The 24,125-nt window shown below is 72.3% G+C and carries 26 protein-coding genes, 1 tRNA gene and 1 pseudogene; 12 read left to right on the forward strand and 16 right to left on the reverse strand.

The window, feature by feature from the left end:
* Window positions 1-181 precede the first annotated feature (181 nt).
* Window positions 182-265, reverse strand: a tRNA-Leu gene (locus HNR02_RS25835).
* 214 nt (window positions 266-479) lie between these two features.
* Between HNR02_RS25835 and HNR02_RS25840 the strand changes: the two genes are divergently transcribed.
* Genes HNR02_RS25840 through HNR02_RS25850 form a run of 3 tightly spaced genes read left to right on the forward strand, consistent with a single transcriptional unit; the run spans window position 480 to window position 2,332 of the window.
* Window positions 480-1,355: a DMT family transporter gene (locus HNR02_RS25840; protein WP_179777849.1), complete on the forward strand. Its 876-nt coding sequence runs from the start codon at window positions 480-482 to the stop codon at window positions 1,353-1,355.
* A gap of 29 nt (window positions 1,356-1,384) precedes the next feature.
* Complete coding sequence (locus HNR02_RS25845; RefSeq protein ID WP_179776186.1) at window positions 1,385-1,843, forward strand: hypothetical protein; 459 nt, start codon at window positions 1,385-1,387, stop codon at window positions 1,841-1,843.
* Window positions 1,844-2,332, forward strand: coding sequence for an MSMEG_6728 family protein (locus HNR02_RS25850; RefSeq protein WP_179776187.1), 489 nt, complete (start codon window positions 1,844-1,846; stop codon window positions 2,330-2,332).
* 2 nt (window positions 2,333-2,334) lie between these two features.
* Here the strand turns inward: HNR02_RS25850 and HNR02_RS25855 are convergent, their stop codons facing one another.
* Genes HNR02_RS25855 through crtI form a run of 7 tightly spaced genes read right to left on the reverse strand, consistent with a single transcriptional unit; the run spans window position 2,335 to window position 8,668 of the window.
* Entirely contained in the window at window positions 2,335-3,327 is a 993-nt protein-coding gene (locus tag HNR02_RS25855; protein WP_179777850.1) for a Rieske (2Fe-2S) protein, read from the reverse strand.
* Window positions 3,328-3,329: 2 nt separating this feature from the next.
* Complete coding sequence (locus tag HNR02_RS25860) at window positions 3,330-4,811, reverse strand: FAD-dependent oxidoreductase (RefSeq protein WP_179776188.1); 1,482 nt, start codon at window positions 4,809-4,811, stop codon at window positions 3,330-3,332.
* Window positions 4,808-5,542: a class I SAM-dependent methyltransferase gene (locus HNR02_RS25865; RefSeq protein ID WP_179776189.1), complete on the reverse strand. Its 735-nt coding sequence runs from the start codon at window positions 5,540-5,542 to the stop codon at window positions 4,808-4,810. The genes HNR02_RS25860 and HNR02_RS25865 overlap by 4 nt, the downstream gene beginning before the upstream one ends.
* The gene (locus HNR02_RS25870) at window positions 5,539-5,862 is read right to left on the reverse strand and encodes a lycopene cyclase domain-containing protein (RefSeq protein WP_179776190.1); all 324 of its coding nucleotides are present in this window, start codon (window positions 5,860-5,862) and stop codon (window positions 5,539-5,541) included. Before HNR02_RS25870 ends, HNR02_RS25865 begins: the two co-directional genes overlap by 4 nt.
* Entirely contained in the window at window positions 5,859-6,194 is a 336-nt protein-coding gene (locus tag HNR02_RS25875; RefSeq protein ID WP_179776191.1) for a lycopene cyclase domain-containing protein, read from the reverse strand. Before HNR02_RS25875 ends, HNR02_RS25870 begins: the two co-directional genes overlap by 4 nt.
* Window positions 6,195-6,227: 33 nt before the next feature.
* Window positions 6,228-7,190, reverse strand: coding sequence for a phytoene/squalene synthase family protein (locus tag HNR02_RS25880; protein WP_179776192.1), 963 nt, complete (start codon window positions 7,188-7,190; stop codon window positions 6,228-6,230).
* A complete protein-coding gene (gene crtI / locus HNR02_RS25885; RefSeq protein WP_179776193.1) occupies window positions 7,187-8,668 on the reverse strand; it encodes a phytoene desaturase family protein in 1,482 nt (493 codons plus the stop codon). The genes HNR02_RS25880 and crtI overlap by 4 nt, the downstream gene beginning before the upstream one ends.
* A gap of 154 nt (window positions 8,669-8,822) precedes the next feature.
* Between crtI and HNR02_RS25890 the strand changes: the two genes are divergently transcribed.
* Window positions 8,823-9,725 carry an isocitrate lyase/PEP mutase family protein gene (locus HNR02_RS25890; RefSeq protein WP_179776194.1) on the forward strand — a complete coding sequence of 301 codons (903 nt, stop codon included), beginning with the start codon at window positions 8,823-8,825 and terminating at the stop codon, window positions 9,723-9,725.
* On the opposite strand, the gene HNR02_RS25895 is transcribed toward HNR02_RS25890, so the two are convergent.
* Entirely contained in the window at window positions 9,722-10,726 is a 1,005-nt protein-coding gene (locus tag HNR02_RS25895) for a glycoside hydrolase family 43 protein (protein WP_179776195.1), read from the reverse strand. The two genes, HNR02_RS25890 and HNR02_RS25895, sit on opposite strands and share 4 nt — an antisense overlap.
* A gap of 78 nt (window positions 10,727-10,804) precedes the next feature.
* Between HNR02_RS25895 and HNR02_RS25900 the strand changes: the two genes are divergently transcribed.
* Together HNR02_RS25900 and HNR02_RS25905 are read left to right on the forward strand one after the other, a co-directional pair.
* Complete coding sequence (locus tag HNR02_RS25900) at window positions 10,805-11,731, forward strand: NAD(+)/NADH kinase (RefSeq protein ID WP_312861166.1); 927 nt, start codon at window positions 10,805-10,807, stop codon at window positions 11,729-11,731.
* A 128-nt stretch (window positions 11,732-11,859) separates the two neighbouring features.
* Entirely contained in the window at window positions 11,860-12,456 is a 597-nt protein-coding gene (locus tag HNR02_RS25905) for an HdeD family acid-resistance protein (protein WP_179776196.1), read from the forward strand.
* Window position 12,457: 1 nt separating this feature from the next.
* Here HNR02_RS25905 and HNR02_RS25910 read toward each other — a convergent pair whose 3' ends face one another.
* The gene (locus HNR02_RS25910; protein WP_179776197.1) at window positions 12,458-12,853 is read right to left on the reverse strand and encodes a DUF5313 family protein; all 396 of its coding nucleotides are present in this window, start codon (window positions 12,851-12,853) and stop codon (window positions 12,458-12,460) included.
* A 69-nt stretch (window positions 12,854-12,922) separates the two neighbouring features.
* On the opposite strand from HNR02_RS25910, the gene HNR02_RS25915 reads away from it, so the two are divergent.
* On the forward strand, window positions 12,923-13,375 hold the full coding sequence (locus HNR02_RS25915; RefSeq protein ID WP_179776198.1) for a MarR family winged helix-turn-helix transcriptional regulator: 453 nt from the start codon (window positions 12,923-12,925) through the stop codon (window positions 13,373-13,375).
* On the opposite strand, the gene HNR02_RS25920 is transcribed toward HNR02_RS25915, so the two are convergent.
* Both HNR02_RS25920 and HNR02_RS25925 read right to left on the reverse strand, forming a co-directional pair.
* Window positions 13,347-14,285, reverse strand: coding sequence for an NAD-dependent epimerase/dehydratase family protein (locus HNR02_RS25920; protein WP_179776199.1), 939 nt, complete (start codon window positions 14,283-14,285; stop codon window positions 13,347-13,349). The genes HNR02_RS25915 and HNR02_RS25920 overlap by 29 nt on opposite strands.
* Window positions 14,286-14,361: 76 nt before the next feature.
* A complete protein-coding gene (locus tag HNR02_RS25925; protein ID WP_179777852.1) occupies window positions 14,362-14,979 on the reverse strand; it encodes a TetR/AcrR family transcriptional regulator in 618 nt (205 codons plus the stop codon).
* Between the two features lie 134 nt (window positions 14,980-15,113).
* On the opposite strand from HNR02_RS25925, the gene HNR02_RS25930 reads away from it, so the two are divergent.
* From HNR02_RS25930 to HNR02_RS35740, 3 genes and pseudogenes are all read left to right on the forward strand, one after another.
* Window positions 15,114-15,743, forward strand: coding sequence for an MSMEG_1061 family FMN-dependent PPOX-type flavoprotein (locus HNR02_RS25930; protein WP_179776200.1), 630 nt, complete (start codon window positions 15,114-15,116; stop codon window positions 15,741-15,743).
* A gap of 13 nt (window positions 15,744-15,756) precedes the next feature.
* The gene (locus HNR02_RS25935; protein ID WP_179776201.1) at window positions 15,757-16,665 is read left to right on the forward strand and encodes a PDR/VanB family oxidoreductase; all 909 of its coding nucleotides are present in this window, start codon (window positions 15,757-15,759) and stop codon (window positions 16,663-16,665) included.
* Between the two features lie 143 nt (window positions 16,666-16,808).
* A pseudogene (locus tag HNR02_RS35740) lies at window positions 16,809-16,901 on the forward strand (siderophore-interacting protein); the annotation flags it as partial.
* A 33-nt stretch (window positions 16,902-16,934) separates the two neighbouring features.
* Here HNR02_RS35740 and HNR02_RS25940 read toward each other — a convergent pair.
* Together HNR02_RS25940 and HNR02_RS25945 are read right to left on the reverse strand one after the other, a co-directional pair.
* Window positions 16,935-18,410, reverse strand: a complete 1,476-nt coding sequence (locus HNR02_RS25940) for a DEAD/DEAH box helicase (protein WP_179777853.1) — start codon at window positions 18,408-18,410, stop codon at window positions 16,935-16,937.
* Between the two features lie 271 nt (window positions 18,411-18,681).
* Window positions 18,682-19,647 carry an alpha/beta hydrolase gene (locus tag HNR02_RS25945; RefSeq protein WP_179776202.1) on the reverse strand — a complete coding sequence of 322 codons (966 nt, stop codon included), beginning with the start codon at window positions 19,645-19,647 and terminating at the stop codon, window positions 18,682-18,684.
* A 166-nt stretch (window positions 19,648-19,813) separates the two neighbouring features.
* Between HNR02_RS25945 and HNR02_RS25950 the strand changes: the two genes are divergently transcribed.
* Window positions 19,814-20,272 (forward strand): MarR family winged helix-turn-helix transcriptional regulator, encoded by a 459-nt coding sequence (locus HNR02_RS25950; RefSeq protein WP_179776203.1) that lies wholly within the window; start codon window positions 19,814-19,816, stop codon window positions 20,270-20,272.
* An 89-nt stretch (window positions 20,273-20,361) separates the two neighbouring features.
* Entirely contained in the window at window positions 20,362-22,032 is a 1,671-nt protein-coding gene (locus tag HNR02_RS25955) for an amidohydrolase (RefSeq protein WP_179776204.1), read from the forward strand.
* A gap of 24 nt (window positions 22,033-22,056) precedes the next feature.
* Here HNR02_RS25955 and HNR02_RS25960 read toward each other — a convergent pair whose 3' ends face one another.
* Both HNR02_RS25960 and HNR02_RS25965 read right to left on the reverse strand, forming a co-directional pair.
* A complete protein-coding gene (locus HNR02_RS25960; RefSeq protein WP_179776205.1) occupies window positions 22,057-22,854 on the reverse strand; it encodes an alpha/beta fold hydrolase in 798 nt (265 codons plus the stop codon).
* A gap of 108 nt (window positions 22,855-22,962) precedes the next feature.
* Window positions 22,963-24,033 (reverse strand): AraC family transcriptional regulator, encoded by a 1,071-nt coding sequence (locus HNR02_RS25965; protein ID WP_179776206.1) that lies wholly within the window; start codon window positions 24,031-24,033, stop codon window positions 22,963-22,965.
* Window positions 24,034-24,125: the final 92 nt, after the last annotated feature.

Here is a 24,125-nt window from a genome sequence, read left to right on the forward strand (position 1 = left end):
TGCCGACAGCGGTATGACCATCGCGCGGAGAAGGAGTAGCCGGTATGACCGGCTTGATCACGGCGCCGGTCACGAGGACCGCCGCCGGGAGACACACAGACGCGGCCTACACGCCGCAGTCAGGTGTTGGAGTGCGCTCTGGCACTGGTACGTCAGATGTGGCAGATCTGCCACGAAACTGTGTCCGAGGGGGGACTTGAACCCCCACGCCCGTTAAGGGCACTAGCACCTCAAGCTAGCGCGTCTGCCATTCCGCCACTCGGACCTGCTCTTCTGTTGTGGGGACAAGAGTAGCCCATCCTCGCGCGCTCATGGATGGGGGGTGGGTTACTGGCGGTGACGGGGTGTGCGCTATATGGGCCGGATGTGACCCTGGGTGAGGACGACATGGTGGTCAGCGTGGCGGCGGAAATTCGCCGGACGACGAACCGTTGAGTGGTTAGCTTGCGCGAGTGGATTCTGGAACGGACAGGCGGGCGATGCTCGCCGCGGGGACGGCCGTCGTGTTGTGGGCGTCGGCGTTTGTGGCGATTCGGGCGGCGGGGGAGTACTTCGCGCCGGGGGCTCTGGCGTTGGGCAGGCTTGCCTCGGGGGCGGTGGCCTTGCTCGTCGTGTTGGTCGTGCGGGGGGAAGGGGTGCCGAAGAGGGGGGCGTGGCCGGGGATCGTCGTCTCGGGGGTGTTGTGGTTCGGGGCCTACATGGTGGCGCTGAACTGGGGTGAACAGCTCGTGGACGCGGGGACGGCGGCGATGGTGGTGAACGTCGGGCCCATCCTCATCGCCCTGCTCGGCGGGTGGGTGCTGCGCGAGGGGTTTCCGCGGCGGCTGCTGGCGGGGCTCGGCGTGTCGTTCGCCGGGGCCGTCGTCGTCGGGGTGTCGATGTCCGGGAAGGGGCAGGCGCCCGTGCTGGGCGTCCTGCTCTGCCTGCTGGCGGCGGTCACCTACGCGGGCGGTGTAGTGAGCCAGAAGCCGGCGCTGAAGCACGCCTCGGCGTTGCAGGTCACCACTTTCGGGTGCCTCGTCGGGGCGGTCGCGTGCCTGCCGTTCACCGGGCAGCTCGTCAGCGACCTGCGCGACGCGCCTGCCTCGGCCACATTGAGCATGCTCTACCTCGGCCTGTTCCCGACCGCGCTGGCGTTCACCACCTGGGCCTACGCGCTGGCGCGCACGACCGCGGGGAAGATGGGCTCGACGACCTACGCGGTGCCGGCGATCGTGGTGCTGATGTCGTGGGCCGTGCTCGGCGAGGTGCCGGCCTGGTTGTCGCTGGTGGGCGGGGTGTTGTGCCTGGCCGGGGTCGCTGTTTCCCGGACCCGCCGGAAACGGGCCCCGGAGCACGAGCGGCAACGGTTGTGAAACGGTTCGGGGTGGGTATCCCGTTCGGTATGACGGACGTTTCGGACCGCGACACCCGCCTCGACGACGACCACCCGACGGCCCGGAACTACGACCGGGCCACGGTCGAGGCGGTCGGCAAGCTGACCGAGGCACTGGAGACCCTGGAGGTGGCGCGCGGGCACCTCTACCAGTTCCACCGCATGACGGGCACCACCGACTTCGCGGTGGGCGAAGCCGTCGACCTGCTGCGGGAGGCCGGGCACGACGACCTGGCCGACCGCATCGCGCGCGAACTGGTGGGACGCAACGTCCTGCCGGGACGGTGGACGTTCCAGGTGGTCGAGGACTTCGACGACACCTACTACCAGCCCTTCCGCGCGTTCGAGCGGCAGGCGCGCGAGCTGACGGGCGGCGAGCGGCACCTGCTGGAGGCGGAGCTCAAACGCGAACGACGGTCGCGGGGGGTGGCCGGGCACGAGGCGACGCCGGACGAGCAGGTGCGGTGAATGCAGACGTTCCTGCCCTACCCGGGGTTCGCCGAGACCGCGCACGTGCTCGACACGCGGCGCCTGGGCAAGCAGCGGGTCGAGACGCTGCAGGTGCTGCGGGCGCTCACGGTGCCGGGCTACGGATGGCGGCACCACCCCGCGGCGAAGATGTGGACCGGGTACGAGGAGGCGCTGACCCGCTACGGCCTGGAGGTGTGCCGGGTGTGGTGCGAGGCCGGGCGGAGCGACACGTGCGCGGTGAAACTGACCGGTGAGCTCGGGGCGGCGGTGGGCGTGGAGGAGCCGCGCGACGAGGCAGCGCTTCGGGAGGCGGGGGAATTGCCGCCGTGGCTGGGGGACCCGGACTTCCACCGCAGCCACCAGTCGGCGTTGCTGCGCAAGGATCCGGCGTTCTACGGGCGCTGGTTCTCAGGCGTGCCGGACGACCTGCCCTACGTGTGGCCCGCGTCGGACCGGCCCTCGCGGGTGCGGTCCGGGCAGCGTTGAACCTACCTCCGCGGCCATCCCTCGCTGCGCAGCCGGTAGCGCCGCTCCGCGTAGGCGAGGTCGTCCTTCCACAGGCGGGCGGCGGTATGGCGCATCAGGGGGCGGAGCACTGGAGCGGCGGCGCGTGCCACGGCGAAACCGGGACGCGAGGACGCGGCCACCACTGCTTCGATCACCGCGGTCCGGGGGCGGCCGTCGCGGCCGGGGCCCAGCGGCGTGGCGTGGGTTTCCACGACGCTGCCGACGCCCTCGCCGTCGGTGATGCGCATGACGATCGTGCGCGGATCAGGGCAGGTGAACTCCGCTTCGACGGGCACGCCCAGGGAGGGGGCGACCCGGAAGGTCACCGACACCAGGAAACGGTCGTCCTCCTCGGCGACATCGACCTCGTCCGGGGCGGAGAGCACCGTGAGCCGGGTGAAGGAGTACGGGTGGAACCACGAGCCGTGCCACGGATCGAGGCGGTTCGCGATGATGTCGCGTGGTTCGCAGACGCCGTCGAGACGCGCCACCGAGTCCACCCCTCCAGTGGGCCGCGCGGGGACGACTGGTTCCGGCAGCGGTTCCTCGCCACCGAGGCGGTCCAGGCGCACCCACGCCAGCACGCCGTCGTCGAAGGCGGGGTGGCAGGCACGGCCGTCGACGCGCAGCCCGTGCCACCGGCACAGCAGCCCGTCGCCGTCGACGGAACCGAGTGCCATCGGGGCGCCCAGGTGCGGGCACGCGCCCGGGGCGACCAGCAGCGAGCCCGCGGGGTCCCGCCAGGCGACCAGTTCCACACCGGCGACCGAGAACCCGTAGGGCCGGTCGGCGCGCACGTCGCGGCTCGCGGTGAAGACGAACCAGTTTCCCGACGGCCTGGCTTCGGCGCGTTTCAACGCGGCTTCGATCAGCGAAGGCTTGGCGTCGCGATAGGTCGGTTCCTGGCGCGCCCACGGCAGGCGCGGGACCGGCTGCAACGGCCAGGTCCTCGGCCAGCGGTCACGCAACGGCATCGTCACCCTCCCAGCGAAGCCAGTGCCCGCAGCGGCGCGAACCGCCCGCGAACGGGCACGGTGGTCAGTTCGTGTCCGGCCAGGCCCCAGCGCGCGAGCAGGCAGTTCGCGGCGTGCCAGCCGGTCGCGGCCGCGCGTTCCATCAGCGCGACCGGCAGATCGATGCGGATGCCGTCTCCGGCGAGCACCAGACCGTCGAACGGGGTGCGCACGCGGGGGCGGCGGGCGAAGTCGCCGACGCCGAACAGCGGGCAGTCCTGCCGCCACTGCGACAGCGAGCCGACGATCCGGGCCGAGGCGGTCTCCGGGTAGAGCTGGTGCAGGCGGTCCACGAGCTGCGTGCGCACCACCGGTTCCTCGTCGGCCGCGGCGTAGGCGTGCAGTTCCACGACGGAGCCCGGCCAGGAGGCGGCCTCGCGTTCGTAGCGGTCCAGGACACTGACGTTGTCCAGCGGGCCGAGCCCGCCGGTGGCCAGGAACGCCGGGCGCCCGGACGCGACGGGGCGGTCCAGCCACAGCCGGTGCACCAGGAACGGTGGCGCGGTCCGCAGTCCGAGCACGCGGGAGCGCCAGTCCGCGTCGTCCAGGCCCGGGGAGTCGCGCACGATGGCTTGCAGCCCCGCCACATCGGGCGCGAGGACGACGCCGTCGGCGACCAGATCGTCCACCACCCACCGTGAGCCGTCGCGGTCCACCCGCTCCACCGGGGTCCCGGTCCGGAACCGCACCCCGAGCCGCACCAGGTAGTCACGCAGCGGCTCCCACAGCGCGGTGTCGTAGGCCGAGTCGGGCACGTCGAACACGAGCCCTTCGGACGAGCCGAGGAAGTAGAGGTGGAACATCGTGGCGAGCTCGGCGGCCGACATGTCCGAGGGCGGCGCGAAGAAGCTGCGGGAGAACACCTCGAAGGCCAGATGCCGCGCGGCGGGAGGGAAGTTGATGCGTTCCAGGAACGCCTGCGCGTCCACCTGGTCGAGCAGCTCGTAGGTGCGCGGGACGGACACCGCGGCGAGGGGAGCGGCGGCGCGGGCGTTGAGGCGGAGCAGGTCGGTGACCCGGAACGTGGGGCTGCGCAACGCGAACAGCAGCGCGTTCCACGGCGGAGCGGAAGGCAGTCCGCGGAAGGTGTCCCGGCGGCCCTCGGCGTCGATGAGCGGGTAGTCCTCGACCGGCGTGAGCCGCCGCAGGTCCGGGTCGGCGCGCCGCAGCAGGGCGCGCAGGTTGTAGTACTGCCGGAAGAACGCGTGGAAGCCGCGGCTCATCGACACGGTGCTGCCGTCGGCCAGCTCGTCGGTCCAGGCCGCGACCCGTCCGCCCAGCACGTCGCAGCTTTCCACCACGGTCACCGCAACGCCGCGCTCGGCCAGTCCGGTGGCCGCGGTGAGGCCCGCGATCCCGCCGCCCACGACGACGACCGAACGGGGAACCTGGGGGGACAGCCCGCCGGAGGGGGCTCGGTGGCGGACGGCGCGGCGGTCGGTCACGCGGTCTCCCCGGGGTTGGTGGCGAGGAAGGTGTGCACGACGCCGCGCTGCCAGCCGGTCATGGTTTCGCTGTGAACGGCGGTGAACCCGGCTTCGGTGAGGCGGTGGCGGAAGCGGGTGGCGCCGTCGAAGGTCGTGACGCTGCGCCACAGGTGCCGGTAGAGGGTGGCGTCCCCGGTGGTGACGCGGCCGGCGGGGATGATGATGCTCCAGCACACCGCGGTCCACACCAGACGGGCCGTCACCGAATCACGGACCGAGTACTCGTGTGCCGCGAACGTCCCGCCCGGTTTCAGCAGCGCCCGCAGGGCACGCAGCTGGGCGTCGGGATCGGCGAGGTTGCGGATCAGGTAGGCGGCGAAGATCCCGTCGAACGGACCCGAAACACCGGACGCCGCAAGGTCTTCGACGGTGGTGTGGACGAAGTGGACGGTCGGCGGCCAGGACTTGCGCCGGGCCTGGGCGAGCATCGCGGCGGAGGCGTCGAAGGCGACGATCTCGGCGTGCGGGGCGGCCGCGAGCAGGGCGGCGGTGGAGGCGCCGGTGCCGCATCCGGCGTCGAGCAGGCGCAGGCCGCGGCCCTCGCCCGGCAACCGCATCCGGCGGGCCGAGAGCCGCAGGTGCTCGTGGTAGCCGGGGTTGGCGCCGACGAGCCGGTCGTAGGCGGCGGCGCCGGTGTCGAAGGCGCCGGGCACGGCCGCGCGGGCCAGGCCGGTGCGGTGCAGAGTCATGCGGCGTCCTTCCGCACGCGGGTGTGCCGCTCCCACCGCAGCAGCACGGCGGTGACCAGCGCGAACCCGAACAGGAAGTCCTCGACCGGGATGTCCCACGGGAAGCGGAGACCGCTGGTGTGCTCGGGCGCGTAGAGCACGATGGGCGCGCTGAGCTTGGTGAGCCAGCCATCGACCGGGATCTGGAAGCCGACGACGATCGCCATCGAGATCCAGTACGCGGGTTTGCGGAACAGCCCGGTACGCAGGATCGCCAGCTCCCACACGCAGACGGCGACGACCGCGAGCACCGCGGGCAGCGTGTACCCCAGCCCGGTCACCGGCGCACCTTCCGCAGCGCCGTCAGTCGCCCGAGCATCGCCTGCACGCATCCATAGGTCAGCACCCCGCACACCGGGATGACCAGGAAGAACAGCAGTTCCTCCAGCGGGATCGCGAACGGCAGCCGGACCCCGGTGACGAACCGCGGCTCGTACCACCAGACGTGGCCGGCGATGGCGATCGCGTCCCACACCAGGAACACCAGCGCCACCGGCAGCACCGCGCGCGCCAGCGCCACCGGCCGCCGGTACACGCGGGCGCCGAGGAACTCCAGCGGCAGGGTGATCAGCAGGCACCCCGCCAGCACGAACAGGTACTGGAAGTGGTCCATCACGCCGCCCTCTCCATCACGCCGCCCTCTCCATCACGCCCACCTCTCCGTCGCGGCCGGGGCCAGGCCGTCCGCGCGCCTGCCCCGTCTGGCCCACATCGCCCTCGCCAGCCCGGACGCCGCCAGCTGCGCGCGGCGGGCCCGGCCGACCCTGGCCCGGTGGCTGAACACGGCGAACCCGGCGGCCTCGATCCGGTCCAGGATCTCCGAGTACAGCACCAGCGCGGTCGCGATGCACGGCCGCGACGCCGGGTGCAGCCGGTCGATGCCGTCGCGGGCGTAGGCGTAGATGCGGCGGGTGGTGGCGTGCTGCGCGGCGAGCGCGGACCGGACGCGGGTGTCGGTGTGCCGGTTGCGATGGCACCACAGCAGCAGGTCGCGGTCGACGCCGAACGCCGCCAGCTCGTCGGCGGGCAGGTAGACGCGGCCGCGGTCGAGGTCTTCGCCGATGTCGCGCAGGAAGTTGGTCAGCTGGAAGGCCTTGCCCAGCGCGGCCGCGTAGGGCGCGGCCTCGCCCGGTTCGCCGACCGTGCCCAGCACGGGCAGCATCTGCAGTCCGATGACCTCGGCCGAGCCGTGGACGTAGGTCTCCAGTGCCTCCCGGTCCGGGTACTCCGAGACCGTGAGGTCCATCCGCATCGAGTCGAGGAACGCGGTGAACAGGTCGCGCCGGATGCCGTAGCGCCCGGCGGTGTCGACGACCGCGGCGAGGACCGGATCGTCGCTGTGGCCGCTGTCCAGGCCGGCGAACAGCTTCGCGGACAGCGCTTCCAGGCGTGCCGCCGGGTCGCTGCCCGGGGGAGCGGAATCCACGATGTCGTCGGCGAAGCGGGCGAACCCGTAGAGCGCGTGCACGGCCGGGCGCTGCGCCTTGGTCAGCAGCCGCGTGGCCAGGTAGTAGGTGCGGCCGTGCTCGGCGTTGAGGCGGCGGCAGCGGACGTAGGCCTCACGCAGGCGCGGTTCGGTGATGCCCGCGGCGTCGAGTGCACCGGTCATCGCGCCGCCACCGTGCCGGTGATGCGGTCGGCGGCCAGGCGCCCGGAGATCAGCGCGGTCGGCACACCGACACCGGGTGTGGTGCTGCCTCCGGCCAGCACCGCGTTCTCGGTGCCACGCACCAGATTGCGTGGCCGGAACGGCCCGGTCTGCGCGACGGTGTGGGCCAGCGCGAACGGGGTGCCGGCGAACAGGCCCTGGCGGGCCCAGTCGGCGGGAGTCACGACGTGACGGGCCTCGATCGCACTGTCGAGCCCGGGCAGCAGCCGCTTCGTGACGTGCTCGACGATCTCGTCGGCGTAGGCGCCGCCGAGGCGATCCCAGTCGAGGGGGCCGCGCGCGAGGTTCGGCGCGGGCGCCAGGACGTAGAGGAGTTCGCGCCCGTCCGGGGCGAGCGCGGGATCGGTGGCCGTCGGCCGGGTCACCAGCAGTGAGGGGTCGCTCATCAGCCGTCCTTCGCGGATCAGCTCGCGGAACGTCCGCCGCCACTCCGCGCCGAAGGAAATGGTGTGGTGCGCCGTGTCGAGCTCGCCCCGGACGCCGAGGTGCAGGACGACGGCCGAGGGCGCGGGCCGCAACGGCACCGGCCGTCGTGGGGCGCGGCCGAGGAGGTCGTAGGCCGCGGGCAGCTCGGTGGTGAGCACGACGGCGTCCGCGCGCAGGCTGCCGCCGGTGGTGCGCACTCTCCTGATGCGCGCGCCGGACCGCTCCAGCTCGGTGACCTCCTCGCCGTAGCGGAACTCCACTCCGGCATCGGCCGCCGCCGAGGCCAGCGCGTCGGGCAGCGCGCGCATCCCGCCGCGAGGGAAGAACACGCCCGCGACGGTGTCCATGTAGGCGATGATCGCGTAGACCGCCAGCGCGCGCTGCGGTGACTGCCCCGCGTAGAGGGACTGGAAGGAGAACACGCGGCGCAGGCGCTCGTCGCGCAGGAACCGGCCGATCCTGCGGTCCAGCGGCCCGAACGCGCCCATCGCCACGAGCCGGGCGAGGTGGGGGGTGACCAGTGCCAGTGGCGAGTCGAAGTTGGCGCCGACGAACCGGTCGAACTCGGTGCGGTAGAGGCCGGTGAGCCAGGCCCGCAGCCGCCGGTATCCCTCCGCTTCGGACGGTCCGGCGAAGGCGCGGACGGCCTCGGTCATGGCTTCGGGGTCGCTGTGCACGTCGAGGGCGCTGCCGTCGGCGAAGCGTGCCCGGTAGGCGGGGGCGAGCGGGACGAGGTCCAGCCGGTTCGCCACGCTGTCGCCGACCGCGGCGAGGGTTTCGTCGACCAGATCGGGCATGGTCAGCACGGTCGGGCCGGTGTCGAACCGGTAGCCGTCGAGGTCGAGTCGTCCGGCGCGGCCGCCGGGCACCGGTTCGCGTTCGACGACCGTCACCCGCCTGCCCCGTCCGGCCAGGTGCAGGGCCGCGGCCAGCCCGGAGAGCCCCGCCCCGACGACGACGATCTCCTCCGCCGGGCCTGTCACGGTCCGCATCCCGCCACCCCTCACTCGACCGGTCCCGGATAACCACTTCGGGTCCGGTTAAAACGTTGCATGAGCGTTGCGTAGTTGTCTACCCGGCGGGCCTGGCCGCCCGCGGACTAGCGTAGGCGAGGACGGGCGTACGGACCGGGACGAGGAGGACGCGGTGGCAGACCTGCTGGGCGGAGCACGGGACCCGCGGAAACGGCTGCGCGAGCTGATCGCGGCGCCGGGACCGCTGGTGGCGCCCGGGGCCTACGACGCGCTCACGGCCCGCCTGATCGAGCAGGCCGGGTTCGACGTGGTCTACATGACCGGCTTCGGTGCCACCGCCTCGCTCATCGGGCGGCCGGATGTCGGCCTGCTGACCGGCACCGAAATGATCGACAACGCGCGCCGCATCGTGTCCGCGGTGGACGTCCCGGTGATCGCCGACGCCGACACCGGGTACGGCAACGCCCTCAACGTGGTGCGCACGGTGCGGGCCTACGAGCAGGCCGGCGTGGCGGGCGTCCACCTGGAGGACCAGGTCAGCCCCAAGAAGTGCGGGCACCTCAGCGGCAAGGCGGTCATCCCGCGCGAGGAGATGGTGGGCAAGCTGGAGGCGGCGGTGGCCGCCCGTCGCGATCCGGACTTCGTGCTCATCGCCCGCACCGACGCGGCGGCCGTGCACGGGCTGGACGACGCGATCGAACGCGCCCGCGCCTACGCCGGGGCCGGTGCCGACGTGCTGTTCGTCGAGGCGCCCACCAGCGAGGAGGACATCGCCACGGTCGCCTCCGCGCTGTCGGGTGTGGCGCCGCTGGTGTTCAACTGGGCCGAGGGCGGCCGCACCCCGCCGCTGTCCCTCGACCGCATCGGCGAGCTGGGGTTCTCGGTCGTGGTCTACCCGATCGGCGCGCTGCTCGCCGCGACCGCGGGCGTCCGCGCCCTGCTGGAGACCGTGCGCAGGGACGGGACGCCCGCGGCCGCGCTGCCGGGGCTGCCTTCGTTCGGCGAGTTCACCGACCTCATCGGACTGCCCGAGATCACCACGCTGGAGCGGCGGTTCTCCGGGGAGTCCGGTTAGGACACCTGCGGGACGCCGTCCGAGAACTCCAGGTTCAGGCCGAACAGGCCGCGCTGGGTGCGCTGGCCGTCGAGCCAGCCGTGGAAGTAGATGCGCCCGCCCACGACATCGGCGCCACCGGGGCCTTCGGTCGCCCCGCTCAGCGACTCCGTGGTCATCAGCGGCTGGTCGGCCTTGGTGTAGGGGCCGGTGAGCGAGGACGCCGTGGCGTAACGCGTCTGGTAGGTGGCGTTGCGGAAGTCGTCGGCGGAGTAGAACAGCACGAACCGGTCGCCGCGCTGGCTGATCACCGGCGCCTCGACGATGCCGTTCTCCTCGGGCCGGTCCGCGCGCAGGATCTCGGTGCGCGCGCCGTCGGTGGCGGTGCCGTCCTGCGTCATCTTCTGCGCGAAGATCGCCGACGCGCCGCCGCCCGGGTGCTCGCCCTTGTAGAGCAGGTACCGGGTGCCGTCGTGGGTCTGGAAGGTCTGCGCGTCGATGTTGCCCTGGTCCCCGGGGGCGCAGATCAGTGGCCCGTCGCCGGCGGGCTGGTAGGGGCCGGCGATCGAGGAGGCGACGGCGGTGCCGATGCAACGGTGGCGGTCCGCTTTGGACACCGCCGCGTAGTACATCAGGTAGGTGCCGTCCGCGCGCCGGGTCACGTCCGGTGCCCAGTAGCCGCCCGCGGTGTCCACCCAGGACGGGTCCGCGGCGAGCGCGTCGCCGGTGACCTGCCACGGGCCGTCCGCGTCGTTGGCGGCGGCCACCGGCACCCGGCCGGACCCGCTGGAGGTGGAGAACGCGTGGTAGCCGGTGCCGGTCCTGAGGACATCGGGGTCGGGGAAGTCCTGGTCGAGCAGTGCGCGCGGCGCGGGCGCGCCCTGCGCGACGGCGCCCGGCAGCAGGGCCGAGGAGAGCAGGATTCCCAGACAGGTCAACGCTCTCGCCGTCCTGGCGCGTCGCGGGGCGGGGGCCGGGTCGTCGGGTCCGTGGGCTCCGGTGATCTTGCCTGCCGTACTCACGGCGCAGGGGTAGCCCGGGGCGCGCGGCACTAATCTCCTTCCTTCGTGCCGCGCCGGAATGCGGTTACAGTGCTCTGTGTGGTGATCACGGGGGAGTCGCGGACACTGGGCCTGGTGATCCATCCGACCAGGTCGGTGGACTCGTCGGTGCGGACAGTCACCGAGTACGCGCGGGAGCACGGTGTCGAGGTGATCGTGCGCACCGCCGACGCCGCGCGCGTGCCCGAGGTGACGGCGGTGTCCGAAGCGGACTTCGTCGCCCGCGTCGGCGCCGTGCTCAGCCTCGGCGGCGACGGCACGATGCTCGGCGCGATGCGGCTGGTGACGCAGCGGCCGGTGCCGGTGCTCGGGGTCAACCACGGGCACCTCGGCTTCCTCGTGGAGATCGCGCCCCCGCAGCTGCCGGACGCGCTGGACCGGCTCGTCCGCGGCGAGTACACGATCGAACCGCACAGCTGCTTGGTGGCCACTGTGGACCGGGCGCCGCTGGCGACCGGAGCCGGGTTCAACGACGTGGTGCTGGCGCGGATGGGCCGCTCCGGCGCGGTGTCGGTGGACCTCGTGGTCAACGGGCGGCAGTACGGCTACTACCGCTGCGACGCGCTGATCGTCGCCACGCCGACCGGGTCGACGGCCTACAACTACGCGGCGGGCGGGCCGGTGCTGTCGCCGTCCGCGCCGGCGATCGCGGTCACTCCGGTCGCGCCGATGGCGGGCATCGGCCGCAGCATCGTGCTCGGACCGCAGGACGAGGTCCGGCTGCACGTGGCGGACGACAGCGTGCCGGTCGGCGTCGAGGTCGACGGGACGGCCGCGGGCGCGCTCGGACCGGACGGGGTGCTGACCACCGCGTTGCGCCCGGACGCGGCGCAGGTGGTGCGGCTGGCGGCGGGGGAGCACGCCAGCCGCAGCCGGGTGAAGCTGAGCCTGCTCGACCTGCCGCTGCGCCCCGGCCAGCTGATCGAGCTGATCCCGGAGAACCTGCGGCGCCGCCTCGACCCCTGACGGGAACGCGGGACTCGCGGGCGGGAGCGGGGGACTCGCGTGGCTGAATGTGCGGGTGGAGGCTGGCGGCCACGCGCCGGACCGGCTTACCGTGGCTTCCCGGGGGCGCGGGAAAGGGGAGCACGGGTATGGCCGTCCACCAGCCCTCCGGGGCGTTCCGGATCAGCTTCGGCCAGGGCATGGCCGGTGAGCTGCGGCGGGTGACCGGGCGGTGGTGGCTGGTCGCCGCGCTCGGCGTGGCCACCACGGTTCTCGGGGTATTGCTGCTGGCCAACCTGGCCGCCGCGGTCGGGACTCTCGCGGTGCTCGTCGCGATCGCGTTGTTCGTGGAGGGCATCGACGAGATCGCGACGGCCGAGCGGCACCGCACCCGCTGGCCGTCCTACCTGCTGGGCGCGGTGTGGATCGTCGTCGGGGTGATCGCGCTCGCCTGGCCCGGCATCACACTGCTGACACTGGCCGTGGTGGTCGGCATCGGATTCGTCGTCGCCGGGATCGGGCAGATCGGGGCGACGGTCACCTGGCGGCGGAACCTGCCGGTGTGGGGACTGTGGCTCGCGATGGGCGTGGTGACATTGGCGATCGGGGTGCTCGCCCTGGTCTGGCCCGGCATCACCATCCTGACCCTGGCCCTCTGGCTGGGCGTGGCGCTGGTGGTCCGCGGCGTCGGCGCGCTGTGGTTCGGGCTCCAGCTGCGGCGCGCGCACCGCGCCGTCGAAGCCTGACTCACTCGACCTGCCGGTAGCGCGCGATGTAGCGCTCCCGCACGTCCCGCTCGGCCTCCTCCTTCGCCGCGCGGCGCACCGCGCGGCCGGTGCCGTACGGGTAGCCGTGCTTGCGGAGCTTGTTCTCGCAGCTCTCCTCGCTGTAGACCAGCGAGTAGAAGAACCCGACGAGACCGGCCATCAGCACCAGGCTCAGCCGCAGCGTGAGCGGGCCGGGCAGCAGCAGCCACACCAGCATCAACGGCAGGAGCAGCACGGACGCCCGCCCGGCGTGCCGCCAGATCCAGGTGCGGGCGGTCACGTCGTGCAGGACCCACGAGCGGTGCGCCTCCGGCAGGCGCCCGCCGAGGGCGTACCAGAGCCACTGAATCGGATTGGGGCGTCGGCGATCGGTCACGGGTCCAGCGTACGCTAATGATTAGTGCACGAAATATCAGCACGGCAACCACGGGAGTAGGCTCACCGCATGACCGGGATCGACCTGGGTGAAGACCCGCTGGCGCTGGACCGGCAGGTGTGCTTCGCCCTGTCCGTGGCCTCCCGCAGCGTCATCGGCATCTACCGGCCGCTGCTCAAGCCCTACGGGCTCACGCACCCGCAGTACCTGGTGCTGCTCGCCCTGTGGGACCGCGCGCCCCGCTCGGTGAAGGATCTGTCCGAGACGCTGCGCGCGGAACCCGCCACCCTGTCCCCGCTGCTCAAGCGGCTGGAGGCGCTGGGCTACCTGACCCGGGCGCGCAACCGCTCCGACGAGCGCGCCCTGATGGTCGACCTGACCGGCTCGGGCCGCGCGCTGCGCGCCCAGGCCGAGAAGATCCCCTACCAGGTGGTGGAGACGCTCGGCATGGACCTGGCCGAGCTGGAGCAGTTGCACGCCGCGCTCGGCCGCGTCATCGAGGCGACCGGCAAGCTCGGCTGAGCGCCGCGCGGAACCACCCGACCGTCGTCTCCAGTGCGGTCTCCAACGGCGTGTGCCGGACGCCGAAGGTCTGCTCGAACAGCCGCGAATCGACCACCTGGTCCTCGGTGTGCTGGTAGAACAGTTCGGCGAACTCGGCCATGAAGACCTCATCGAACGGCCCGAACGGCCTGGCCTCGGTCAGCACGCGCACCCTCGGCTCCTGGCCGGTGATCTTGGCCAGCAGCTCGTGGATGTGCCGGGTGGTGACCGCGGGCGCGACCGGCAGGTGCCAGACGCGACCGTCGGCGTCCGGGTGCTCGCCCAGCGTGGCCAGGCCGGCCGCTACGTCACCGATGAACGAGTAGCTGTGCAGCCGGTCGACGTCGCCGATCCCGATCACCTCGCCGCCCGCCAGCAGGGCGGGGAAGGCGGTCGCGCCGAGCGAGGAGTTGAACACCCCGGGCCCGAAGAAGTCGGCGGCGCGCCCCAGCGACACGCGTGCACGGCCGGAGCGATGCGCCTCGAGGTAGTTCGCGTCCAGTTCGGCGCGCATCCTGCCCTTGCGGTTCGTCGCCGCCCACGGGGTCTCCTCGGTCATCACGGCACCGCCGGTCGGGCCGTAGGGGTAGAGGGTGTCGAGCACGACGAGCCGCCCGCCGGCCGCGTCGAGGATGGCGTCCTGGATGCGCGGCATCAGCTCCACCTGCTGGTGGTAGGCGACGTTGACGCAGTGGTAGACCACGTCCGCGCCGCCGGTGACGGCCGCGAGCCGGTCGCGGTCGAGCACGTCGACGGCGACTCTGTCCACTCCGGGCAGTGCGGGGCCTTCGCCGGAGCGGTTGGCCAGGCGCACCTCGTGGCCGCGGCCGGCCAGCTCCGTGGCCAGTGCCGTCCCGGCCGGTCCCGATCCCAGAACCACCTGAGCCATGACGTCCTCCTGCTTCACGTGTGAGTTACATCCTCTAACAAAAGAGACACTAGCTCACTAAAGCGGGAAGGTAAAGTTATCCGCGCAGGTAGCGGGTCAGCATCCCGACCAGCTCGTTTTCCAGCCGCCCGGTGTCGATCGGCTCCGGGGCGGCGACGAGCTGGTGGACGACGAGTTCGACCGTGGAGACGGCGAGCTTGGCCGCGGTGTCGGTGTCGGCGACCCGGACCTCGGGGTGCGCGTCCAGCAGTTCCCGGATGAACTCGACCCGTTCCTGGTAATTCCGCCGGATCTGGTCCAGCAGCTGCGGTGCCCGCGGCCCCTGTTCGGCCATCACGCGCAACAGGTGCGGATCCTCGACGTGGTTGCCGATCGCCGTGTGCACCATGACGCGGATCATCTCCTCGAGTGCGCCGGGCAGGCCCTCGCGCCGGAACCGGTCGGTCGCGGCCATGCCGCCGTCGAGGTGCCGCGTCAGCAGTTCGAGCAGGATCGCGTCCTTGTTCGGGAAGTACTGGTACAGCGAGCCGATGGAGATCCGGGCCCGCTCGGCGATCCGGTTGGTGGTGCCCGCGGCGTACCCGTGCTCGGTGAAAACGTGAGCAGCGGCGGTGAGGATGCGCTCCCGCGTGAGCTCGGCGCGGACCTGCCGTGGTTGTTTGCGCGGGTGGAGCCGACGTTCGTCCGATGTCAGGAGGGCCTCCGGGGAACGGGCGCGAAAGCGAGTAGCGCGCGAAGCGAATAATTGCTCATAATTGTGTCACGACCTGCGGTGATGCGATCGGCGGGGATCGCCCGCACCCGATATCGAACGAACAGGAGCGCCTCATGACGCATGCCCGCACGCGCCCGCGGAGGCTCGCCTTCGAGGAGGTCCGTGCCCGGCTCGGGGAGCCCGACGCCCTCGTCCGCGGCAAGGTCGGCGACCGCCTCGCCTCCTACCACCACCGCTTCATCGCCCATTCCCCGTTCCTGACGATGGCCACCGCCGACGCGGCGGGCCGCGTCGACTGCACGCCCCGGGGCGACTACCCGGGGTTCGCGAAGGTGCTGGACGAGCGCACGCTCGCGATCCCCGACCGTCCCGGCAACAAGCTCGCCGACTCCTTCTCGAACCTGGCGGAGAACGACGGGATCGGCCTGCTGTTCCTCGTCCCGGGGCACCGGGAGACGTTGCGGGTCAACGGCCGCGCCTATCCCACCGACGAACCCGACGTGCTGGCCCGGATGCAGACCGAGGCGCGGGAGGCGGAACTGGCGCTGGTGGTGGAGGTCGAGGAGGTGTACTTCCACTGTGGACGCGCGCTCATCCGGTCGCGGCTGTGGGATCCGGCGAGCCAGGCACTGGCCGCCGAGCTGCCGTCCGCGGGCGAGATCGCGGCCGCGCAGATGGGCGGCGGTATCGATCCGGCCGCACTGGAAGGCGCTCTCGAAGCCGGCTACCGCCAGCTGTACTGAAACCGGGGAATCCATGCAACCGACCATTCTCGACCACGTGGACCGGGTCGCGCGGGACGTGGTCTCCCTCGTCCTGCGCGCCGAGCGCGGTCCGCTGGCGCCCTGGGAACCCGGGGCGCACATCGACCTCATCCTGCCGAACTGGCTGACCCGGCAGTACTCGCTGTGCGGGGAGCCGGACGATCGCGAGCGCTACCGCATCGCGGTGCGCCACGAGCGGCTCAGCCGGGGCGGCTCGGACTACATCCACCGGTTCCTGCGCCGGGGCCACCCGATCGAGGTCTCCGCGCCCCGCAACAACTTCCCGCTCCGGCCCGCGCCGGAGTTCCTGTTCCTCGCCGGAGGCATCGGGATCACGCCGATCCTGCCGATGCTGCGGGCCGCGATCGCGGCGGGTGCGGTGGCGACGCTGGTCTACGTGGGACGCTCGCTCGCCACCATGCCCTTCACCGCGCAGCTGCGGGCCACGTATGGGGGCCGGGTGCGACTGGTCGCCACCGAGCACGAGGGCAGGCCCGATTTCACCGCGCTGGCCGCGGAACTGCCTCCGCGGGCGCTGGTCTACTGTTGCGGGCCGTCCGCGATGCTCGACGCGGCGGAGGCCGTCTTTCCCGCCGGGCGCGTGCACGTGGAGCGTTTCCGCCCGCCGGTGAAGGACTTCGGACCGCCCAGGGCGTTCGAGGCCGTCTGTGCCCGAAGTGGACGGACGATTCAGGTTCCGCCCGGGGAGACCCTGCTGGGTGCCCTCGGGCACGCCGGAATCGCGGTGCCCTCCGGCTGCCGGGAAGGGGTATGCGGCAGTTGCGAAATCACCGTCGTCGAGGGAGAACCCGAGCACCGGGACCACCTCGGTGCGCCGCCCGGCCGGATGTACTCGTGCGTGTCCCGCGCGTGCTCGCCCCGCCTCGTCCTGGACCTGTGAAAGCGGAGAAGCGATGCTGCCCAAGGTCATGCTGCTGCCGACATCGCGAAGTCCGTGGGCGCGCGACCACACGATCCGGTGGGGAGCTTCGACATGGGCACGAGCTACCTGCCGCCCCCGGCACGAGGTGTTCCCCCACCTGGGTGGTGGGGGAGTCGAAGCTCGTCACCGGGCTGCGGCGGCACCGGGTGAACGACCGTGGCGTGCCGAATCGGGACATCACGTTCACCGGGTACTGGCGGCAGGGCAGGTCGAGCCCCGGCCGAGGTTCAGCGGCCGCCGCGGCGCCGTCCGGCCCGGGAACCGGCCGAGAACGCGGCAGCGCCGGAGCGGCGCTGGGGCGCGCCGGCGCCCTGCTGCGGTTCGGTGCCGCGCTGCGGCTGGCGTGGGGAGTCGGTGCGGCTCTGCCGGTTCGCGGACTGACCGGCGGCCCGGCTGCGTTGCCGTGAGGGCTGGGAGGTGTCCGTGCCGCGGCGCTGCTGCCGTTGCGGTTCGGAGCGGCGCGCGCCGGTTCCGGGCTTCTGCTGCCGCTGCGCGCCGCCGCGGCCCCCGTTCCCGCCGCCGCGGGCGGGCGGGGTCACGAACGTGCGCTCGCCCGGGGCGAGCTCGGTGAGCAGGGGGTGGCCGGGCGCCAGCCGGGTGGTGATCGGGCTGATCCCGGCCTTGCGGGTGAGGTCGCGGACGTCGGCGACCTGCTCGTCGGTCATCAGGGTGATCACGGTGCCCTCCGCACCGGCCCGCGCGGTGCGGCCCGAGCGGTGCAGGTAGGCCTTGTGCTCGACCGGCGGGTCGGCGTGGATCACGCGCGCGACGTCGTCGACGTGGATGCCGCGTGCCGCGATGTCGGTGGCCACCAGCGTGGTGGCACTGCCGTCGGAGAACGCGGCCAGGTTGCGGGTGCGCGCGGTCTGCCCGAGGTTGCCGTGCAGCTCGACCGCGGGGACGCCGGACGCGACGAGCTGACGGGTCAGCGCCTTGGCCCGGTGCTTGGTGCGCGTGAACACGACGGTGCGGCCCGGCGCGGCGACCAGCTCCACCAGCACGCCCAGCCGGGTCTCGCGCTCGACGTGCAGCACGTGGTGCTCCATCGTCGCGACGGGGGACTGCGCCGAGTCGACGCTGTGCGTGACCGGATCGGTGAGAAAGCGCTTCACGAGCACGTCCACGCCCGCGTCGAGCGTGGCCGAGAACAACAGCCGCTGCCCGCCGCGCGGGGTGCGGTCGAGCAGCCGCCGCACCACCGGCAGGAACCCGAGGTCGGCCATGTGATCGGCCTCGTCGAGCACCGTGATCTCCACGGCGTCGAGGTGCACGTGACCACTCGCGAGGTGGTCGGCGAGCCTGCCCGGGCACGCGACCAGCACGTCGACACCCGCGCGCAGCCCGGTGATCTGCGGGTTGGGGCTGACGCCGCCGAACACCGTCATGGTGCGCAGCGACAACGCCTTGGCCAGCGGCGCCATCGCGGCGTCGATCTGGGCCGCCAGTTCCCGCGTCGGCGCGAGGATCAGCGCGCGGGGACGGCCGGGACGGCGGCTCCCGCCCGCCGCGGCGAGCCGGGTCAGCACCGGGAGCACGAACGCGTAGGTCTTGCCGGATCCGGTGCGGCCCCGGCCGAGCACGTCCCGCCCGGCCAGGGAGTGCGGCAGTGTCGCGGCCTGGATCGGGAACGGCGCCTCGATGCCGCGGGCGGCGAGGGCGGTGGTGAGTGCCCGCGGAACGCCGAGCTCGGCGAACGAGGGCAGGGTGGGAACAGTCAAGAACACTCTCTCTCAAAGGTCACGAGGTCGTCCTGCCCGGCGCTGACCGTTGCGCGGTCGCGGCACGTGGTGGCCGACACGAAAACGCGGCCCGAGGCAGAACAGTGCGGACCGCGATCTTCACTGTACCCGACGGCGGGCCTCTCAGCCCAGCGCGGCGGTGAGATCGAAGGCCGCGATGCGGTACAACCCACGCGCGGAGTGAGGGGTCGCGGCGCTCCGGCGTCACCGCAGCGCCGCGCCACCCTGAGGATGCTCAGCGGGCCTGGAGTGCCTTCTTCAGCACCGCGACGGCCTGGTTGATCGCGGCGTCGGCGGCGTTGGTGCCCCGCAGCGCGTTGAGCATCACGAAGTCGTGGATGACGCCCTGGTAGCGCACCGCGGTGACCGCGACACCGGCCTGGCGCAGCTTGTTCGCGTACGCCTCGCCCTCGTCGCGCAGGACGTCGGCCTCGGCGGTGATGACGAGCGCGGGCGGCAGCCCGGCCAGGTCGTCCAGGCTCGCGCGCAGCGGCGACGCGGTGATCTCCGCGCGCTGCGCCGGGTCGGTCGTGTACTGGTCCCAGAACCACTTCATGCCGTCGAGGGCGAGGAAGTAGCCGGTGGCGAACTGCCGGTAGGAGCCGGTGTCGAAGTTCGCGTCGGTCACCGGGTAGAACAGCACCTGCTGCCGGAAGGTGACGTCGCCGCGCTGCTTGGCCAGCAGCGTGAGCGCCGCGGTCAGGTTCCCACCGACCGAGTCACCGGCGACGGCGAGGCGGCTCGCGTCCAGGTTGTGCTCGGCGCCGTGCGTCACGATCCACCGCGCCGCCGCGTAGCTCTGCTCCAGCGCGACCGGGTAACGGGCCTCGGGGGAGCGGTCGTAGTCGGGGAAGACGACGGCCGCGCCGGCGCCGGTGGCGATCTCGCGGATCAGGCGGTCGTGGGTGTGGGCGTTGCCGAAGACCCAGCCCGCGCCGTGGATGTACAGGACGACCGGCAGCGTGCCGGTGGCGCCCGCGGGGCGGACGATGCGCAGGCGCACCTGCCCGGTCGGGCCGCCCTCGATGGTGAGGTCTTCGAGGTCGGCGTCCGGCTTGGCGATCTCGGACGACTGGACCTCGTCGACCGCCTTGCGTCCCTCCTCGGGCGGCAGCTGGAACAGGTACGGCGGGTTGTCCGTGGCTTCGGCGAAAGCCTGCGCGGCGGGCTCCAGAGCCAGATTGTGCGGGTTGGCGGTCATGACGTGTGCTCCTGCGAGTTCCGGTGGACCGGATCGGCCCGTTCGATTGCATCCAACCAAATTGTGCACAACTTAATTGCTTGTTATGGGATGTGTCACGTCCGGATGGTGTGGCAACCATCCGTGCGAGACGATGGAGTGTCATCCAGGTGCCGGAGGAGGACCCATGGCCGACACGGCCGCGCCGCGGCTCGATGATCAGGTGTGCTTCGCGCTCTACGCCGCCTCCCGGGCGGTGACCTCGCTGTACCGGCCGATGCTGGACGAGCTCGGGCTGACCTATCCGCAGTACCTGGTGATGCTGGCGTTGTGGGAGCACGGTGAGCTGTCGGTCAAGGACCTCGGGCAGGCGCTGTCGCTGGACTCGGGAACGCTCTCGCCGCTGCTGAAGCGGCTGGAAAAGCTCGAACTGGTGCGCCGCGAGCGCCGTGCGGACGACGAGCGGTCGGTGTGCATCCGGCTGACGAGCAAGGGTGACGAGCTGCGCGTGAAGGCCGTTCCGCTGCCCGGCGTGATCGGTGACGCGATGGGCCTGCCCGTTCGCGAGCTGGAGGAGCTGCGGGTCACGCTGCGGGGGCTGACCGAGTCGGTGAACGCCTACCGCGCATCCCATCCCGGCGTATAACGACCTATACGGCGCGGCGCGGGCGCGTGCGCCCCGGTGGTCCCGGCCCCTAATCTGCGGGGGAAGGCTCCGACGGGAAGGATTCTCACGTGCTCGACCTCCTGGTGCGCAACGTCCGTGCGCTGACCGTGTCCGACGACCGTCCCCGCGCACACACCGTGGGGGTGCTGCACGGGCGCATCGTCGGCGTCGACGAGGAGGTCGACGGCCTGTCCGCGCGGACGGTGGTCGACGGCGACGGCGCGGTGCTGACGCCCGGATTCGCCGACGCGCACAACCACATGGTCTGGTACGGCCTCTCGCTCGCCGAGACGGACCTGTCGGGGTGCGCCAGCCTGGACGAGCTGTACGACACGGTCGCCGCGCGCGCCGCCGAGCTGCCCTCGGACGGGTGGGTGATCGGCTCGAAGTACGACGACTTCGTGCTCGGCGGCCACCCGGACCGGGCCGCGCTGGACCGTGCGGGCGGCGGGCGGCCGGTGTGGCTCAAGCACCGCTCGGCCCACATGTGCACGGTCAGCTCGGAGATCCTGCGGCAGGCCGGGGTGCTCGACGGGTCGGCGAAGGTGCCCGAGGGCGGTGTCGTGTCCCGTGACGACGACGGCGCGCCGACCGGGCTGCTGGCCGAGCAGGCGCAGCAGCTGGTGGACGCGCTCGTGAAGCCCTACCCGGTGGAGCAGCTGGCGGAGGCGATCGAGCGGGCCGCGAAGGTCTACGTCTCGGAAGGGCTGACGTCGGTGACCGAGGCCGGGATCGGCGGCGGCTGGATCGGGCACAGCCCGGCCGAGGCGACGGCCTACCACCTGGCGCGGGCTCGCGGCGTGCTGCCGGTGCGGGTCGAGCTGATGCCGGCCAGCGAGGTGCTGCACCCGCTCGGCGGCAATCCCGCCGACACCGGGTCGATCGGCGTCGATCTGGGGCTGCGCAGCGGTTTCGGTGACGAGTTCCTGCGCCTGGGCCCGATGAAGATCTTCACCGACGGTGCGCTGAGCAGCCGCACCGCCGCGCTCACCGAGCCGTTCTGCTCGCACGGCGGCCTCGGCGTGCTGCAGGACGATCCGAAGGTGCTGCGGGACACGATCGTCGCCGCGCACCGCAGTGGATGGCGGGTGGCCGCGCACGCGATCGGCGACCGCGCGATCGACCTGACGCTGGACGCGTTCGAGGAGGCGCAGCGCCAGCTGCCGCGGCCGGACGCGCGGCACCGCATCGAGCACGCCGCGATGGTCCGGCCCGACCAGATGGCGCGCCTGGTGGCGCTGAACGTGATCCCGGTGCCGCAGGCGCGGTTCCTGTACGAGATCGGGGACACGATGGCCGAGGCGCTGGGCGAGGCGCGGGTGCCGTGGCTGTACCGGCAGAAGTCCTTTGTGGACGCCGGACTGCGGGTGCCGGGGAGCTCGGACCGTCCGTGCGTGGGGGTCGGCGCGCCACTGGCGGGGCTGCGGTCGATGGTCGAGCGGACCACCAGCGCGGGCGTGGTGCTCAGCCCGGACGAGCGGGTGGACGCCGGGGAAGCGCTGCGGGCCTGTACGGTGCACCCGGCGTGGGCGTCGCACCAGGAGAACGAACGCGGACGACTGGCCGCCGGACTGTGGGCGGACATGGTGCTCCTCGACGACGATCCGACCACCGTGCCCAGTGAGCGCATCAGCGAGATCGGCGTGCTGGCGACCTTCGTCGGCGGCCGGTGCGTGCACGGGGCCGAAAACCTGAACGCGACCGGCCCGGTACCGGTTCCCCCAACGCCACGTCCGTAGCGTTGAACGCCACCAATGCCGGGATCAGCATGCCTGCGGCAGCTGCCCGTTCTCCTCGGCTCGCGCCCAGTTCGCCAGGCGCGGTGCCGCGGCCGCGTAGAAGTCGGGGTCCAGACCCATCCCGGTGTGCGTGCTGTGGACTTCGACGCACTCCGCCCACGGGTCCAGGCACAGCTCCCACGGCGCGATCGAGTCCTCGCGCGAATACACCGCCAGCGCAGGGACATCCGCGGGTAGCGGCGCGGCGAGCGCCTCGATGTTCTCGTGGTAGCAGGAACCGGTGAAGCAGTCGAGGTCCATCAGGCCGGGAACGCCCAAAGTGGACAGACGGGCGAGAAGGCGGGCCACGCGCACGACCTTCGGATGCGCGCCCAGCGGGTCGAGCACCGGGCTGCCCAGCATCACCAGGCCACGCACCAGGTCCGGGCGGCGCAGCGCGGTGAGCCGGGCCAGCCACCCGCCGCGGCTCTGCCCGACGAGGACGACGCGGCGGCCGGTGTCTTCGGCGTGCCGCTCCAGGCGCACGACGATCCGGTCGACCAGTTCGGTGGTGCACCCGACGTTGAGGCCGATGCGTGCCCCGGTCGGGCGGTAGCCGCGCGCCCGGAGCCACGCGCCGGCCAGTGTCAGGCTGCGGTCACCGAAACCGAATCCCGGGATCAGCAGGACGCCCTGCCCGGCGCCCTCCTCCGGATCCCCGGCTCGCCACACCGGATGGCGGAGCAGGCGCGGGATGTCCAGCATCGCGAAGAGCAGGTGTTCGCGCGTGGCCGTGCGGATCGTTTCGCCCACTTCGCGAGCGGGCTGGAGCAGCGTCATCATGTGCGGCCTCCTCGCTGGTGAAGAGACCTGTGATCTACCCGGAAACCGCCGGGTCTAATCGGGAGGTGCGCTCAACCGGGCCGGTGGCGGAGGTCGCCGGGGGCGAACTCACTCCGGTGGTCCAGTCCACGGGGTGGAGTCGCGTGCCGCGCCCGAGCGCAGGTACCGGGCCGGGGTGGTGCCCGTCCACCGGCGGAACGCGTAGATGAAGCTCGACGCCTCCGCATACCCCAGCCGCAGCGCCACGTCCTCCACCGACAGCGCGCCGGTCGCCAGCATCTCCTCGGCCAGCGCCTGACGGACCTCGTCGAGCAGCCCGCGGAAACTCGTGCCGGCGTCCTCCAGCCTGCGCCGCAGCGTGCGGGTGCTGACGTTGAGTTCCCGTGCGACGTCGGCCATCTCGGCCGCGCCGCCGACGCGGATCAGTTTGTCCCGCACCTGGTGCGCGATGCCGGAGCGGGCACGGCGGCGGCTGACCAGGTCGCGGCACTGCGCCTCGCACAACGCCACCGTGTGTTCGCTGGCCTGGGGAAGCGGTTGCCGCAGCGACGCCGGGTCGATCGAGGCGAAGTGGCCGGATGCGCCGAAACGCGGGCGTACCCCGAAGATCCCGGTGTAGCGGTCCGCGTCGCGGGGCTCGGGGAAGGGGAAGTCCAGGCGCCGCACGGTCAGTCCGCCCGGCAGCAGGTCGGTCATCACCGTCTGGATGGCGCTGACGTCGCGTTCCAGCAGGAACCGGCGCACGTCGTGGGGCAGGCGGTCGTCGCGCAGCTCGAACCGCAGCTCCTCGTGACTCAGTTCGACGACGGGCAGGCAGAAAATGAAGCTGAGGTCGAGGTAGCGCAACGCGAACGTGATCGCGTCGCGCAGGGTCGGGCTGCTGATGCAGGCGAACCCGAACACGCCGAACGTGGTCACGCGGTAGCGGACACCGGCGTCCAGGCCCAGGCCCGGCGGGTCGCCGAGCTCCCGGACGAGGTTGCGCGCGACGGTGAGTTCCTGGTGCGCGTCCACCTGGGCCGACGGGTCGTCGAGGCGGGCGGGCGGCAGCCCGGTGCCGCGCAGCAGTGCGTCCCGGCCGACCCCGCGTTCGGCGCCGAAGCGCACGAGGAGCGCGATGCTGGCGACGCCGCGGGGGAAGTCCCAGTCGCGGACGGCGACCGGCAGCTGCTGGGTCATGGCCGGAAGTATGGATTCCGCCGGCCGGGAACTCGCACGCGGGTGGCCGGAAATCTCGATTTCCTGGCCGGTGCTCTCTGTGTCCGGGTGAC

The organism is Amycolatopsis endophytica, assembly GCF_013410405.1.
In the GTDB taxonomy this organism is placed as follows: Bacteria; Actinomycetota; Actinomycetes; order Mycobacteriales; family Pseudonocardiaceae; genus Amycolatopsis_E; species Amycolatopsis_E endophytica.